The sequence below is a fragment of the Nonomuraea sp. NPDC059194 genome, from assembly GCF_042754765.1.
In the GTDB taxonomy this organism is placed as follows: Bacteria; Actinomycetota; Actinomycetes; order Streptosporangiales; family Streptosporangiaceae; genus Nonomuraea.
The window spans coordinates 103,379-117,161 of sequence record NZ_JBHZBH010000009.1 but is presented as its reverse complement, the minus strand read 5'-3'; the positions used below and the strand labels follow the sequence as shown (position 1 = coordinate 117,161).

Here is a 13,783-nt window from a genome sequence, read left to right as displayed (position 1 = left end):
CGGATGGAGGAGATCGACCGCCGGATCGTCACGCTGCTGGCCAGAGACGGCCGGATGAGCTTCACCGACCTGGCCAGGGAGACAGGGCTGTCTGTCTCAGCGGTGCACCAGCGGGTCCGCCGCCTGGAGAAGCGCGGCGTCGTGCGCGGCTACACCGCGCTGGTCGACCACGACGCCATCGGGCTGCCGCTGACCGCGTTCGTGTCGATCAAGCCGATCGACCCGGCGGCGCCGGACGACGCGCCCGAGCGCCTGGCCCATCTGAGCGCGATCGAGGCGTGCCACAGCGTGGCGGGCGAGGAGAGCTACATCCTCAAGGTGCGCGTCGCCTCCCCGATCGCGCTGGAGGAGCTGCTGCAGCACATCCGCGCCTCGGCGAACGTCTCCACCCGCACGACGGTGGTGCTGAGCACGCCGTACGAGCATCGGCCGCCCGAGCTGGGCGAGACCTGAGATCCTCGCCGGGCGGTCAGCTCGCGCCGAAGACCGGTAGCAGCTCCCTGAGCTCCTCCTCGGTCACCTGCCGGCCGTACGGCGCCCGCTCGAAGGTCTCGGCGTGCCCGACCTTCGCGGCGTGCGCGGCGCCGTAGCGGGCCGCCAGCGCCGGCCGCGCGCCCTCGGGCGCGGCCAGGAACAGCGCCCAGTGTTCGGCCACGAACGCCCGCCCCGCCTCGGTGTCGCCCGCCGCGGGTGCCTTGTCGAGGAAGCCGCGCTGCCACGGCGCGTACTCGAGGAACTGGGAGGCGTGCGCCAGGCAGCCGTCCAGCTTGGCCTGCAGCGCGTCGTCCACGTCGACGGCCACCTCGTGCCGGTGGAAGGCCGCCGCGGCGTAGTCGGTCATGATCAGGCAGAGCGGCTGGCGGGGGAGCGGCGGCTTGCCCGCGGCCACGTTGCGGTTGGTGACGAAGGCGACGGCGTCGGCCACCAGGCGGCCCGCCGCACGGTTGTCGGGATGTCCGGGACCGTCGCCGTGCAGGGCGATCACCACGTCGGCCCGCCAGCCGCGGATCGCCGTGATCACCTTCGTCCGCATCGCCACCGAGGCCTCGAGCTCGCCGTCGTGCGTGTCGAGAACGTCGTAGTCGATCACGCCGAGCGCGTCGGCGGCCCGCCACGCCTCCTCGGCCCTGCGGGCGGCCAGCGGGGCCCGGTCCATCCGGTGGTGGCCGGCGTCGCCGTTGGTGAGCGTCAGGAACTTCACGGCGTGTCCCGCCCGCGCCAGCAGCGCGGCGGTCCCTCCCGCGTAGATCTCCGGCTCGTCGGGATGGGCGCCGATGACCAGGGTTCGCAACACGCTCTCCTCCAGCTAACCGTTTGGATACTTTCCAGACGGTTAGCCCTGGAGGCTAGCACTTAATGGGTGTCGCCGAAGTGGCCGCGTAGCCGGGCCTTCGCCTCCTCGCTCGCCCCGAGCCTGTCCAGGCCGTTCAGTGCCGCGCCGACGATCGGCGCCACGTCGGCCACCACCACCTTGGCCTGCGGCGCCCGCGTCGCGAACCGCTCGTCGAGCAGCTCGCTCAGCAACGGGTCACGCGCGCGCAGCACCCCGCCGCCGAGCACGACCTCTGTCGGCGTCTCCAGCAGGTCCAGGCGGCGCAGGCACACCTCGGCCAGCACCACGATCTCCTCGGCCATCCGCTCGACCAGCGACCTGGCGATCGCGTCACCGGCGGCGGCCACCCTGAACAGCCCCGGCGTCAGCCCGTGCAGGCGGGCCTGCTCCAGCTCGCCGAAGTGCAAGGCGAGCACGACCTCCTCCACCGTGGAGGTGCCGTAGTGCTCCTTGACCAGCGCGGCCAGCTCGGTGGGCCCGCCCCTGCCGTCCTCGGCCCTGGCGGCGTGCCACAGCACCTCCTCGGCCAGGCCGAGGCCGCCGCCCCAGTCGCCGCTGATCTTGCCGAGCGCCGGGAAGCGGGCGATCCGCCCGGTGGGGGAGACCCCGACGGCGTTGACGCCGGCCCCGCACACCACCGCCACACCCCACGGCCCCGACGCCCCCGCGCGCAGCAGCGCGAAGGTGTCGTTCGCCACGACGACCTCCCCGGCGAAGGAACGCGCGGCGAACTCGTCGCTCAGCGTCTCCTCCTCCGCGGGCAGGTCGGCCCCTGCCAGGTAGGCGGCCATGAGGTCGGCGTACGGCGGAGCCTGCGGCGCCCCGAGTGCCCGCGTCAGCGGGTCGAGCGCCTGCCGTACGGTCTCCTCGACGACGTCGGCGGCCGCGCTCACGCCAGCGCTCTGCGGCATGAACGCCCCGCCGCGGCCGGTGGCCAGGACCGTGCCGTCCTCGGCCACCAGCGCCACGTCGGTCTTGCTGTTGCCGCCGTCGACCGCGAGCACGGTCCTCACGACACCACCCACGGCAGGTGCGCCCTGTTGGCCTCCAGCAGCAGGCGGGTCAGCTCGCCCGCCACCGCCTCCTGGCCGACCAGCGGGTGGGCCAGCAGCGCGTTGCGGACCCGTTCCTCTCCGCCGTGCAGCGCGGCGTCGAGGGCCAGGCTCTCGTAGGCGGACACGTTGGCGATCAGGCCCGCGTACAGTGGCTCCACCGCCGCCACCGGCAGCGGTACGGCGCCCGCCGCCCCGATCGTCGCGGGCACCTCGATGACCGCCTCGTCGGGCAGGAACGGCAGCGTTCCCGCGTTGCGCACGTTGACCACCTGCGCGTCGCGCCGGTCGCCGAGCAGCGAGGCGATGAGCGCCACGGCCGCCTCGGAGTAGAACGCGCCGCCCCGCCGTTCGAGCAGCTCAGGCTTGGTGTCGACGGCCGGGTCCGCGTACAGCCGCAGCAGCTCGGCCTCCATCGCGGCCACCTCGGCGGCCCGCGAGGGCTTGGCCCGCTGCTCCTCGACCACGAGGTCGTGGGCGTAGAAGTAACGCAGGTAGTAGGAGGGGACCACGCCCAGCCTGCGCACCAGCTCCACCGGCAGCCCGATGTCGTCGGCGATCTCCTGCCCGTGCCCGGCGATCAGCTCGGGCAGCACGTCCAGGCCGTCCACAACAACGGAGCGCTCCCACGTCAGGTGGTTGAGCCCGACATGGCCGAGCGACACCCGTTCGGGCGCGACGCCGAGATGCTTGGCGAAGCGCCGCTGGAAGCCGATCGCGACGTTGCACAGCCCGATCGCGCGGTGGCCCGCGTCGAGCAGCGCGCGCGTCACGATGCCGACCGGGTTGGTGAAGTCGACGATCCACGCCTCGGGCGCGTGCTCGCGCACCCGCTCGGCCAGCTCCAGCACCACGGGCACGGTGCGCAGCGCCTTGGCCAGGCCGCCCGCGCCCGTCGTCTCCTGTCCGACGCATCCGCACCGCAGCGGCAGGGTCTCGTCGACCTCGCGCGCGGCCTGGCCGCCCACCCGCAGCTGGAACAGCACCGCCTGCGCGCCCGCCACGCCCTCCTCGACGGAGGAGGTGACCACCACCCGGGCGCCGTGCCCCGCGCGGGCCAGCATCCTGCGTGAGACCCCCGCCACCAGCTCCAGGCGGGAGGCGTGCGGGTCGACGAGCGCGATCTCGGTCAGCGGCAGCTCGTCGCGCAACCGCGCGAACCCGTCGATCAGCTCCGGCGTGTACGTCGAGCCGCCCCCGACAACGGCGAGTTTCAACCCTTCACTCCTGTCAAAGTCACGCCCTCGATGAAGACTCTCTGGGCGAAGAAGAACACGATGATCACCGGCGCGGTCACCAGCAGCGTGGCCGCCATGGTCAGGTTCCACTGCACGCTGTGGAAGGCCTTGAACGTCGCCAGGCCGAGAGACAGCGTCCAGTTTTCCTGGTTGATGCCGGTGTAGAGCAGCGGGCCGTAGTAGTCGTTCCAGCAGTAGAAGAACTGGAACAGCGCCACCGCGGCGATCGCGGGCCTGGCCATGGGCAGGATCACCCTGACCAGCGTCCTGAAGTCGGTGCAGCCGTCGACCCTGGCCGCGTCGGTGTAGTCACGCGGGATCGTGATGAGGAACTGCCGCAGCAGGAAGATGGAGAAGGCGTCGCCGAGCAGCATCGGCAGGATGAGCGGCCACAGCGTGTCGGTGAGGCCGGCCCTGGCCCACACCAGGTAGATCGGCACCGCGATGACCTGGGGCGGCAGCATCATCGCGGTGATCACCAGCAGGAAGGCCAGCCTGCGGCCGCGGAAGCGGAACCTGGCCAGCGCGTACGCCACGGGCACCGAGGACACCAGCATGAACAGCGTGCCGAGCCCCGCGTACATCAGCGTGTTCAGCGTCCAGCCCAGCAGGTGCGACTTGGCGAAGACGTCGGCGAAGTTGGACCAGGCGAACGACTCCGGCCACAGGTTGCCGGTCAGCGCCTGCTCGTCGCTCATGAGCGCGGTCAGGCCCACCAGCACCAGCGGCCCGAGGAACATCACCGCCGCGGCCACCGCGATCGCGTGGGTGGCGATCCACGACAGCGTCCTGCGCCGCCTGGCGCTCACCCGCGTGTGGCGCGCCGCCCTGGAGGGCCGCGAAGCGGTCAGCGTGGTGCTCACGAGAGGACCTCCTCGGCCTTGCGGAACTGACGCAGCAGGACCAGCGTGAAGATCATGGACGTGGCGAACAGCACCAGCGCGAGCGCCGAGGCGTAGCCCATGCTGAAGTCGCGGAAGCCCACGTGGAACAGCCACTGCGGCAGCGTCAGCAGCGACTGGTCGGGGTAGCCGGGGGTGAACGTGGTGCCCGCCGAGTCCGTCGCGCCCGAGGCCACCCTGGAGGCGATCATCGCTTGGGTGAAGTACTGCAGGGCGTAGATGACGCCGGTGACGGCCGAGAACATCAGCACGGGCGAGATCGTCGGCAGCGTGATGCTGCGGAACCTCCGCCACGCGCCCGCCCCGTCGATCGCCGCCGCCTCGTACAGGTGCTTGGGCACGTCCAGCAGCGCCGCCAGGAAGATCACCATGGTGTTGCCGCAGCCCCACAGGCCCAGCATCGTCAGGCTCGGCTTGGACCACGACGCGCTGCCGAACCAGTCGGGCCCGCCGACGCCGATCCACGACAGGATCTCGTTGACCGGGCCGACCGGGTTCAGCAGGAACACGAACGCCACCGTGCCCGCCACCATCGGCACCAGCGTGGGCAGGTAGAAGACGGTGCGGAAGAAGCCCGCCCCCGCCTTCACCTTGGTGAGCAGCTGGGCGATGGCCAGCGCGAAGATCACCTGGGCGGGCACCATGAAGACGACCAGCCACAACGTGTTCTTCGCCGAGATCCACACCCGCTCGTCGCGCAGCAGGTACCGCCAGTTGTCCAGGCCCACCCATTCCAGCGTGAACAGGTCGTACCTGGTGAAGGAGAAGTAGCCGACGGAGATCAGCGGGTAGACGAAGAAGATCGAGAATCCCGCGATCCAGGGGGAGAGCCACAGGAGGGCCCGCAGGCCCTCCCGCCGCTTCGGGCTCGCGGTCATCCGCCCGACAGCTTCAGCTTGTCGTTGATGCGCTTGTCGACGCCCTTCAGTCCCTCGTCGAGGTCCTTGACGGCGCCCTTCTCCCAGTTGGTGAGGAACGTGGAGAAGGCGTCCTGGTTGAAGACGCTGTTGATCGAGGCGGGCAGCGTGCTGGTCTTCGGGTGGGCGAAGATGTCGAGGAAGGTCTTGAAGTTGGCGTCGGCCGCCAGCTGCGGCGACTGCATCGCGGCCGTGGTGGTGGGCACGTTGCGCAGCGCGTTGGACAGCGTCACGAGGCTGTCGGTGTCGGTGGTGAGGTGCTTGATCAGCTCCCACGCGTGCTGCGGGTTCTTGGCGCCCTTCGGCACGCCGATCACGGTGCCTGCGGTGAAGCCGCTGCCGTACAGGTCGGGCTTGTCGTCGGCGACGGGCAGCGGGGCCGTGCCGTAGTCGAGCGACTTGGCCTTGGAGTCGTTGGCGATCATGGCGTTGCGCCACTCGCCGTCGAGGATCATCGCGACCTTGCCCTTGAAGAAGGGGTGTGCGGCGCCCCACTCGTCGCCGAGGCTGCGGCGGAACTTCTCCAGGTTGGCGTAGCCGTACCAGTCGACCAGCTCCTTCTGCCAGGTCAGCAGCTGCTTCCAGGCGGGGTCGGTGCCGATGGCCGAGGTGCCGTCCTCGTTGTACCACTTCGCGCCGACCATCGGGCCGAGGTGGGAGGGGGAGTTTTCGTAGTACTGGAAGCTCGGGATGAAGCCGGCCACCTTGATCGTGCCGTCGGGGTCCCTGACCGTCAGTTCCTTGGTGAGCCTGGTCAGCTCCGACAGCGTCTTGGGCGGCTCGTTGCCCTTCATCAGGGCCTTGTTGTAGTAGAGGCCGTAGGCGTCGGCCAGCAGCGGCATCGTGCAGCGCTTGCCCTCGAACTCGGTGTAGGAGCGTGAGGCCTCCGGCAGCACGGTCAGGTCGATGCCGTCCTGCTTGATGACCGCCGTGAGGTCCTGGAACGCTCCCGTCTTGCACCACAGGGCCACGTTGTCGGTGGTGAAGGAGGCGGCCACGTCGGGCGCCTTGCCGCTGCGGATGGCCTGGGTGATCTGGTCGTCCTGGACGGCCTTGGTGACCTTGACGGTGATCTGCGGGAACTTCTTGTTGAAGCCGGCGATCGCGTCGTCGAAGGCCTTGACCTCGGCGTCGGTCTGGAAGCCGTGCCACAGCTCGACGGTGGCGGCGGGAAGGGCCTGCGAGGCCGCGCCCGAGGGCTTGGGCTGGGCGCCGAGTGAGGGCGGCGCCTCTTTGCCCGCCGTACACGCGGTCAGCGTGAGAGCGGTGAGCCCTGCGACCGCAAGGGGGACGAAACGCACGGGGGGTGCCTCCTGCTTCTAAGCGGTGGGGACGGTGGAGCTGAAGACCTCTTCACGGGTGGCATCGAGGGCGAGGTCGAGGGCGCCGGCCAGCACCGGGTTGCCCTCGACGGTCGAAAGGCGCACGTGGGGGCGCGGGATGGTGAGCGCGTGCAGTTCGTGCTCGATGAGCTCGCGCAGCGTCTCGCCGCCGGCCAGCACGATGCCACCGGTCAGGACGATGAGCCCGGGGTCGAGCACGGAGGTGACGGCCGCCAGGCCCACGGCCAGGCGGGCGGCGATGTCGCGCAGCCCCGCGCGGGCGTCGTCGGCCTTCTTGCCGGTGCCCGCGGCCGTGCGGACGGCGGCGGCGACGGCCTGGCGGAAGTCGGTGCCGCGCACGCCGTACGAGCGCAGCAGCTTGAGCACGGCGGGGCCGCCGGTGAGCGCCTGGTAGCCGTGGTTGGCGTAGTGGCCCGCCTCGCGCGCGGTCGGCGCGCCAGGCGTGGGCATGTAGCCGACCTCGCCCGCGCCGCCCGTCGCGCCGCGGTGCATGCGCCCGCCGAGCACGACGGCCGAGCCGAGGCCCTCGTCGGCCCACAGCAGCACGAAGTCCTGGTGGTCGCGGGCGGCGCCGTGGGCCTGCTCGGCCACGGCCACGAGGTTGACGTTGTTCTCCACGTCGACGGGCACGCCGAGGCCCTCGCTGAGCGTCGGCACCAGGTTGGGGATCTGCCAGCCCGGCATGTCCTTGGCGGTGGCGTAGCCGAGGCGGCCGGTGGAGGGGTCGATCGCGGCCTGCACGCCGATCACGACCCTGCGCAGCGGCCCCGGCGCTCCCGCGCCGTCGAGCGCGGCGCGCAGCCGGTCGATGAGCCCGTCGCTGGGGCGGCGGGAGGTGGGCAGGACGTGCGAGCCGACGATCTCGCCGGTGATGTCGGCCACGCGCGCCTCGATGCGGTCGGGCGCGACGTCGAGCGCGGCCACGTAGGCCGCGGCGGGGTTGATGCGGTAGAGCTCGGCCGTACGCCCCGGCAGGCCCTCCCTGATGCCGTCGAGCACGACGAGACCGGCCTCCTGCAGCCTGGACAGCAGCTGCGAGGCGGTCGGCTTGGACAGCCCCGTGAGCGTGCCGATCTCGGGCCTGGTCAGCGGCCCTCGGTCCAGCAACGCCTGCAGGGCGGCGCGGTCGTTGATCGCGCGCAGCAGGCTGGGTGTTCCAGGAACCGGACCGCTCACTCTTCGCTCCCACGGAGTTAGGAAACTTTCCTAACTCACAATGGACGGCAAGAGGCCATACAGTCAAGCGGTGAGATGAAGACGTGATGTCAGCGGCTCAACGGACCTGATATGGTAGCGATTTGTTGCCACAACAGTCAGAAAGGCCCGGAGCGTCCCATTACTACCAACACTAACGGTTCGGCGAAGACTCGTCAAACCGAGCTGGCCAGAGAACAGGACTACGTCTCCCGGCTGTACGGCCGCCTCGACGTCCTGCGCGAGCGCACGCAACAGCAGCTCAAGGACGTTCTGGCCGCGGGGGCCGTCGGCACGCAGCAGAACAGGTCCGAACGCGACTCCTTCGCCGGCATGTACGCCGCCAGGCTGGCCAGGCTGTGGGCGGTCGAGCGCGGCCTGGTCTTCGGCCGGCTCGACCACGTCGAGGAGGGCCGCCTCTACATCGGCAAGCTCGGCCTCAGCGACGACGAGCAGGACCGGCTGCTGATCGACTGGCGCGCCCCCGTCGCCCAGCCCTTCTACCGCGCCACCCCCAACTCTCCCATGGGCGTGACCCGCCGCCGCCACCTGCAGACCCGCGGCCGCACGGTGGTCGGCGTCGACGACGACCTGCTCGACCTCGACGGGCTCACCGACGACGACAGGGCCACGCTGAACGGCGAGGCCGCGCTGCTGGCCGCCCTCGACGAGAAGCGCACCGGCAGGATGCGCGACATCGTGGCGACCATCCAGTCCGAGCAGGACCGTGTCATCCGCGCCGACCTCAACGGCGTGCTGGTCGTGCAGGGCGGCCCCGGCACCGGCAAGACCGTCGTCGCGCTGCACCGCGCGGCCTACCTGCTCTACACCCACCGCGAACGGCTCGAACGCCGCGGCGTGCTCATTCTCGGCCCTGGCCTGACGTTCCTGCGCTACATCGAGCAGGTGCTGCCCTCGCTCGGCGAGACCGACGTGCTGCTGTCGACGGTCGGCGAGCTGTTCCCCGGCGTGAGCGCCACCGCCAGGGAGCGGCCCGAGGTCGCCGCCGTCAAGGGCGACGCGCGGATGGCCGAGGTGATCGCGCGTGCCGTACGCGACCGGCAGCGGGTCCCGCGCCAGCCGATCGAGCTCAACCTCGGCCGCCAGAGCCTCACCCTCGACCAGCGGACGATGGAGAACGCCAGGAACAAGGCGATCAGGTCGCGGCGCAGCCACAACGAGGCCCGCGCGGTGTTCGTGCGCTCGGTGCTCAACGCGCTGGCCAGGCAGCTGGCCAGGAAACTCGGCAAGGGCCTCATCGACGACGACGAACTCGCCGACCTGCGCGAAGACCTGCGCACCGAGCCCGTGGTCAAGAGCGCGCTCAACAGGCTGTGGCCGTACCTCACGCCGCAGCGGCTGCTGCTCGGCCTGTACGGCTCGGCCGAACGCCTCGACTACGCCGCCGGCAACCTCAGCCGCCGCGAACGCGACCTGCTGCGCCGCTCGTCGGCCGAGTGGACCGAGTCGGACGTGCCGCTGCTCGACGAGGCCGCCGAACTGCTCGGCGACATCGACGAGCGGGTCCTGCGCGCCACCGCCATGCAGGCCGAGGAGGAGCTGGCCGCCGCCCGCGCCGCGCAGGAGAGCGAGAAGGAGTCCGAGCTCGCCTACGCGCGCGAGGTGCTGGAGCTGACGGGGCTGTCCGACGTCATGGACGCCGAACGGCTGGCCGAGCGCCAGCGCGGCGACCAGCCGTACCTGACGACGGCCGAGCGGGCCGCCGCCGACCGCTCCTGGGCCTTCGGCCACGTGATCGTGGACGAGGCGCAGGAGCTGTCGCCGATGGCCTGGCGCGCCGTCATGCGACGCTGCCCCACCAGGTCGATGACCATCGTCGGCGACATCGCCCAGACCGGGTCGAGCGCCGGCGCCCGCTCGTGGGGCCAGGTGCTCGACCCCTACGTCGCCGGACGATGGCGGGAGGAGACGCTCACCATCAACTACCGCACCCCCGTCGAGCTGATGGAGATCGCAGCGCGGGTGCTGGCCACCGTCGACCCGGCGCTGCGCGCCCCCACCTCGGTGCGCGAGAGCGGCGCCCAGCCGTGGGCCGCGCCGCTGGCCGAGCTGCCCGAGCTGGTGCGCAGGGAGACCGAGGACGGCGGCAAGGTCGCCGTCCTGGCCCCCGACGCGCTGCTGGAGAAGGTGGCCGAGCTGGCGGGCGGCGCCACCGGCAGGGATGTGCTCGACGCCCCGGTGGCGGTGCTCGGCGTGACGGAGGCCAAGGGCCTGGAGTTCGACTCGGTGATCGTCACCGAGCCCGACCAGATCCTCAGTCAGTCGCCGCGCGGCGCCAGCGACCTCTACGTGGCGCTCACCAGAGCCACCCAGCGGCTCGGCGTCGTCCACGACGGCGAGCTGCCCGAACCGCTTCGCGGACTCGCGTGGAGATGAGGGCATTAGACTGTGCTCGCCGAGCATGTCCTAGCTGCGAAAACTTGAGGTTTCCGCTGATCGGGACACGGTTGACATCTGAGTTGGAGTCGGTAGTTTGCTGCCCAGTCCAGCACGGGACTTGGCCGGTTGGCCGTCTCTGACATCGTCGGATCCTGCGTCCGTGACGGAGCGCGACTTTGGGCGCGCATCCGTCCATACAGCCAGGTGCAGGGCCGTCGGTCCGTCGAGTCGGGGCACCCCAACCGGGCGGGGGGTTGGACCCGGGACGGGTCCGGTCGCCCAGTAGACAACGGAACTCCGCGCTCGCCGCCGACGAGACGGATCCGGTCCGAAGGGTTTCCGGGCCCTCTTCCCGCTCCCGTGCGCTCGGATCACACCGCCAAGGGGTGATCCCACGGCATCCGTCTGCCAAGGGATCACCCTGCAGGCGTAACATCCTTTGGGGGTCGGCCACCTCGGGCGGTAGCGTTTCCGCCATCAGTTGCGAGTGGCGAGGAGAACCCCGGCCGTGGTGCAGGAGAAGCAGGGCGTCGTGCCGCCGCCCCCCGAGCCGGAACCGGCCCAGGAGTGGCCGCTGTGGAGCAGGCTCGCCGCCGCCGCCCTCGGCGGCCTGCTGCTGTTCCTGGCCTTCCCTCCGCTCAACTGGTGGCTGTGCGCGCCGCTCGGCATCGGCCTGGTCGTGCTCAGCCTGTACGGCTGCCGCCCTCGCCGCGCCGCGTGGCTCGGCTACGTGGCCGCGCTCGTCTTCCTGCTTCCGGCACTGGCCTGGGCCAGGCCGATCGGCGTCGACGCCTGGCTGGCCCTGGTCGCCGTCGAGAGCCTCTTCTACGCGGCCATGGCCGCCGGGGCCGCCCTGGTGTTCAGGCTGCCGCTGTGGCCGCTGTGGTTCGGCGCGCTGTGGGTGGCCATGGAATGGGCGCGCGGCCTGGTCCCCGTCGGCGGGTTCCCGTGGGCGAGGGTGGCCTTCAGTCAGGGCGAGACGCTGTTCACCGGCTTCGCCGCGCTGGGCGGCGTGCCGCTGGTCTCCTTCGCGGTGGCGCTGTGCGGGGCGCTGCTGGCCTTCGCCCTCGTCGGGCCGCGGCGGATCGTGCCCGCCGCGCTGGCGCTGGCCGTACCCCTGCTGACGCTGCTGCTGCCGCGCCCCGGCGACGAGGGCAGGAGCGTCAACGTCGGCATCGTGCAGGGCAACGTGCCGGGGGAGGGGATGTACGCCCTCGGCGACGAACCGGCGGTCGTGCTGCGCAACCACGCCAACGGCACCCACGCGCTGGCCAAGGCCGCACGAGAGGGGAAACTGCTCAAGCCGGACGTGGTGATCCTGCCGGAGAACTCCACCGACATCGACCCCTATCGCGACCAGACGGCCCGCCAGATCATCCACGAGTCCGTCAAGGACGTCGGCGTGCCGACCCTCGTCGGCGCGGTCGTGGCCATCGGCGAGGAGAACCGCGCCACGCGCAGCCTCGTCTGGGACCCGATCACCGGCCCCGGCGCCTACTATGACAAGCAGCAACTGGTGCCGTTCGGGGAGTACACGCCGTTCAAGGAGATCTTCCTCACCTTGTTCAAGCGGGCCAGCCTGGTCGGCAGGCAGTCCGTCGCCGGAGACAAGCCCGGCGCCCTGAGGATGGGACCCGTGACCATCGGCGCGGTCAACTGCTACGAGGTCGCCTTCGACCGGGTAGTGCGCGACACCGTCAGGGCGGGCGGCACGCCGCTGGTCGTCCAGACCAACAACGCCACCTACGCGCTGTCGAACCTGCCGCCGCAGCAGCTGGCCATGTCGCAGCTGCGGGCGGTCGAGCACAACAGAGCCGTCGTGACGGCCGCGACCACGGGAATCTCCGCCTACGTCACGCCCGACGGTAGGGTCGCCTGGCAGACCAAGGAGCGCGTCGCCGACATGAACGTCGTGAAGGTGCCCGTCCGCACCCAGGCGACGGTCGCCACGCGGGTGGGCGCGGCGCCCGAATGGGCGTTGCTGGTGATGGGAGCGGCCGCGATCGGCGTGGCCGCCTGGCGCCGTAAGGGAGAGGAACGATGATGGAGCAGACGCTCGGCCGGGTGCTCGTCGTCGTCCCGACCTACAACGAGCGGGAGAACCTCCCGCTGATCGCCGACCGGCTGCGCAAGGCGCTGCCCGAGGCGCACCTGCTGATCGCCGACGACAACAGCCCCGACGGCACCCCGGAGATCGCCGACGAGCTCGCCGCCGCCGACGACCACATCCACGTGCTGCACCGGCCGGAGAAGCAGGGCCTCGGCGCGGCCTACATCGACGCCTTCCGCTGGGGCATGGCCGAGGGCTTCGACGTGCTCGTCGAGATGGACGCCGACGGCTCCCACCAGCCGGAGGAGCTGCACAAGCTGCTCGACGCCCTCGCCGAGGGCGCCGACCTGGTGATCGGCTCCCGCTGGGTGCCGGGCGGCAAGGTCGTCAACTGGCCTGGCCACCGCGAGTTCCTGTCCAAGGGCGCCAACGTCTACGTGCGGCTGATGCTCGGGCTGCCCGTCCGCGACGCGACCGCCGGTTTCCGCGCCTACCGGGCCGCGGCGCTGGAGAAGATCGGGCTGGCCGACGTCGAGTCGCAGGGCTACTGCTTCCAGGTCGACCTCACCCTCCGTACGGCCAGGCACGGGCTGCGGGTGGCCGAGGTGCCGATCACGTTCGTCGAGCGGACCCACGGCAAGAGCAAGATGAGCGGCAAGGTGATGTACGAGGCGTTCTGGCGCGTCGGCATCTGGGGCGTCACCGGCCTCCCCGGACGGCTGCGCCGCCGCCACTGACCGCCGCGCTCCCGGAACGTCCACGGGATCGCGGACGTTACACCTTGGAGAACCCTTCCGCACGCGCGAATGAGGAAACGATGGTCCGGCTCCTGCTCTTCCTGGCCTTCCTGGTCGTCCCCGTCCTGGAGATCTGGCTGCTCATCCAGATCGGCTCGGTCATCGGCGGCTGGCCCACCGTCGCGCTGCTGATCGCCGACAGCCTGTTCGGCGCCTGGATCGTGCGCCGCGAGGGCCGCAGGGCCTGGCGCAAGCTGCAGGAGGCGCTCCAGACGGGGCGGATGCCGGACAGGGAGCTGGCCGACGGCGGGCTCATCCTGGTCGGCGGGGCGCTGCTGCTGACGCCGGGCTTCCTGACCGACGTGTTCGGGTTCCTGTGCGTGCTGCCGTTCACACGGCCGTTGATGCGGCGGCTCGGGTCGTGGTTCTTCGCCCGGCGGGTCAAGGCGATGGCGGCCGCTTCGCCGTACGCGAACCTCGGGGTGCCCTTCCCCCGCACCGACGGCCAGGGCTTCGACGGTCGTGGCGTCGACGGTCACGGTGGCGCCGGCAGTGCCGGTGCACCTGGCGGGAAGGTCGTGCACGGCGAGGTCCTGCGCGAGGACTGAGGACCGCGG

12 protein-coding genes are annotated in these 13,783 nt (G+C 71.2%); 5 read left to right on the top strand and 7 right to left on the bottom strand.

Features of this window, described 5'->3' with window-relative positions:
* The first annotated feature begins 3 nt into the window (after nucleotides 1-3).
* Nucleotides 4-453 (top strand): Lrp/AsnC family transcriptional regulator, encoded by a 450-nt coding sequence (locus ACFXJ8_RS14640; protein WP_379644378.1) that lies wholly within the window; start codon nucleotides 4-6, stop codon nucleotides 451-453.
* Between the two features lie 16 nt (nucleotides 454-469).
* On the opposite strand, the gene ACFXJ8_RS14635 is transcribed toward ACFXJ8_RS14640, so the two are convergent.
* Genes ACFXJ8_RS14635 through ACFXJ8_RS14605 form a run of 7 tightly spaced genes read right to left on the bottom strand, consistent with a single transcriptional unit; the run spans nucleotide 470 to nucleotide 7,961 of the window.
* The gene (locus ACFXJ8_RS14635) at nucleotides 470-1,294 is read right to left on the bottom strand and encodes a PIG-L deacetylase family protein (protein ID WP_379644377.1); all 825 of its coding nucleotides are present in this window, start codon (nucleotides 1,292-1,294) and stop codon (nucleotides 470-472) included.
* Between the two features lie 59 nt (nucleotides 1,295-1,353).
* Nucleotides 1,354-2,346: an N-acetylglucosamine kinase gene (locus ACFXJ8_RS14630; protein ID WP_379644376.1), complete on the bottom strand. Its 993-nt coding sequence runs from the start codon at nucleotides 2,344-2,346 to the stop codon at nucleotides 1,354-1,356.
* Nucleotides 2,343-3,602, bottom strand: coding sequence for a 6-phospho-beta-glucosidase (locus tag ACFXJ8_RS14625; protein ID WP_379644375.1), 1,260 nt, complete (start codon nucleotides 3,600-3,602; stop codon nucleotides 2,343-2,345). The genes ACFXJ8_RS14630 and ACFXJ8_RS14625 overlap by 4 nt, the downstream gene beginning before the upstream one ends.
* Nucleotides 3,599-4,486, bottom strand: a complete 888-nt coding sequence (locus ACFXJ8_RS14620; RefSeq protein WP_379644374.1) for a carbohydrate ABC transporter permease — start codon at nucleotides 4,484-4,486, stop codon at nucleotides 3,599-3,601. The genes ACFXJ8_RS14625 and ACFXJ8_RS14620 overlap by 4 nt, the downstream gene beginning before the upstream one ends.
* Nucleotides 4,483-5,403: a carbohydrate ABC transporter permease gene (locus tag ACFXJ8_RS14615; protein ID WP_379644373.1), complete on the bottom strand. Its 921-nt coding sequence runs from the start codon at nucleotides 5,401-5,403 to the stop codon at nucleotides 4,483-4,485. The genes ACFXJ8_RS14620 and ACFXJ8_RS14615 overlap by 4 nt, the downstream gene beginning before the upstream one ends.
* Nucleotides 5,400-6,743, bottom strand: a complete 1,344-nt coding sequence (locus ACFXJ8_RS14610) for an extracellular solute-binding protein (protein WP_379644372.1) — start codon at nucleotides 6,741-6,743, stop codon at nucleotides 5,400-5,402. Before ACFXJ8_RS14610 ends, ACFXJ8_RS14615 begins: the two co-directional genes overlap by 4 nt.
* Nucleotides 6,744-6,761: 18 nt before the next feature.
* Entirely contained in the window at nucleotides 6,762-7,961 is a 1,200-nt protein-coding gene (locus tag ACFXJ8_RS14605; RefSeq protein ID WP_379644371.1) for an ROK family protein, read from the bottom strand.
* Between the two features lie 111 nt (nucleotides 7,962-8,072).
* On the opposite strand from ACFXJ8_RS14605, the gene ACFXJ8_RS14600 reads away from it, so the two are divergent.
* The 4 genes from ACFXJ8_RS14600 to ACFXJ8_RS14585 all read left to right on the top strand — a co-directional run bounded on the left by ACFXJ8_RS14600 (nucleotide 8,073) and on the right by ACFXJ8_RS14585 (nucleotide 13,774).
* Nucleotides 8,073-10,376, top strand: coding sequence for a HelD family protein (locus tag ACFXJ8_RS14600; RefSeq protein WP_379644370.1), 2,304 nt, complete (start codon nucleotides 8,073-8,075; stop codon nucleotides 10,374-10,376).
* A gap of 511 nt (nucleotides 10,377-10,887) precedes the next feature.
* Entirely contained in the window at nucleotides 10,888-12,423 is a 1,536-nt protein-coding gene (gene lnt, locus ACFXJ8_RS14595) for an apolipoprotein N-acyltransferase (protein WP_379644369.1), read from the top strand.
* On the top strand, nucleotides 12,423-13,166 hold the full coding sequence (locus tag ACFXJ8_RS14590) for a polyprenol monophosphomannose synthase (protein WP_379644469.1): 744 nt from the start codon (nucleotides 12,423-12,425) through the stop codon (nucleotides 13,164-13,166). Before lnt ends, ACFXJ8_RS14590 begins: the two co-directional genes overlap by 1 nt.
* An 80-nt stretch (nucleotides 13,167-13,246) precedes the next feature.
* Nucleotides 13,247-13,774 (top strand): FxsA family protein, encoded by a 528-nt coding sequence (locus ACFXJ8_RS14585; protein WP_379644368.1) that lies wholly within the window; start codon nucleotides 13,247-13,249, stop codon nucleotides 13,772-13,774.
* Nucleotides 13,775-13,783: the final 9 nt, after the last annotated feature.

Coding starts and splice junctions, on each gene's coding strand:
- ACFXJ8_RS14640 (WP_379644378.1), top strand. CDS start 4: ATGGAGGAGATCGACCGCCGGATCGTCACGCTGCTGGCCAGAGACGGC.
- ACFXJ8_RS14615 (WP_379644373.1), bottom strand. CDS start 5,403: ATGACCGCGAGCCCGAAGCGGCGGGAGGGCCTGCGGGCCCTCCTGTGG.
- ACFXJ8_RS14600 (WP_379644370.1), top strand. CDS start 8,073: ATGGTAGCGATTTGTTGCCACAACAGTCAGAAAGGCCCGGAGCGTCCC.
- ACFXJ8_RS14590 (WP_379644469.1), top strand. CDS start 12,423: ATGGAGCAGACGCTCGGCCGGGTGCTCGTCGTCGTCCCGACCTACAAC.
- ACFXJ8_RS14585 (WP_379644368.1), top strand. CDS start 13,247: ATGGTCCGGCTCCTGCTCTTCCTGGCCTTCCTGGTCGTCCCCGTCCTG.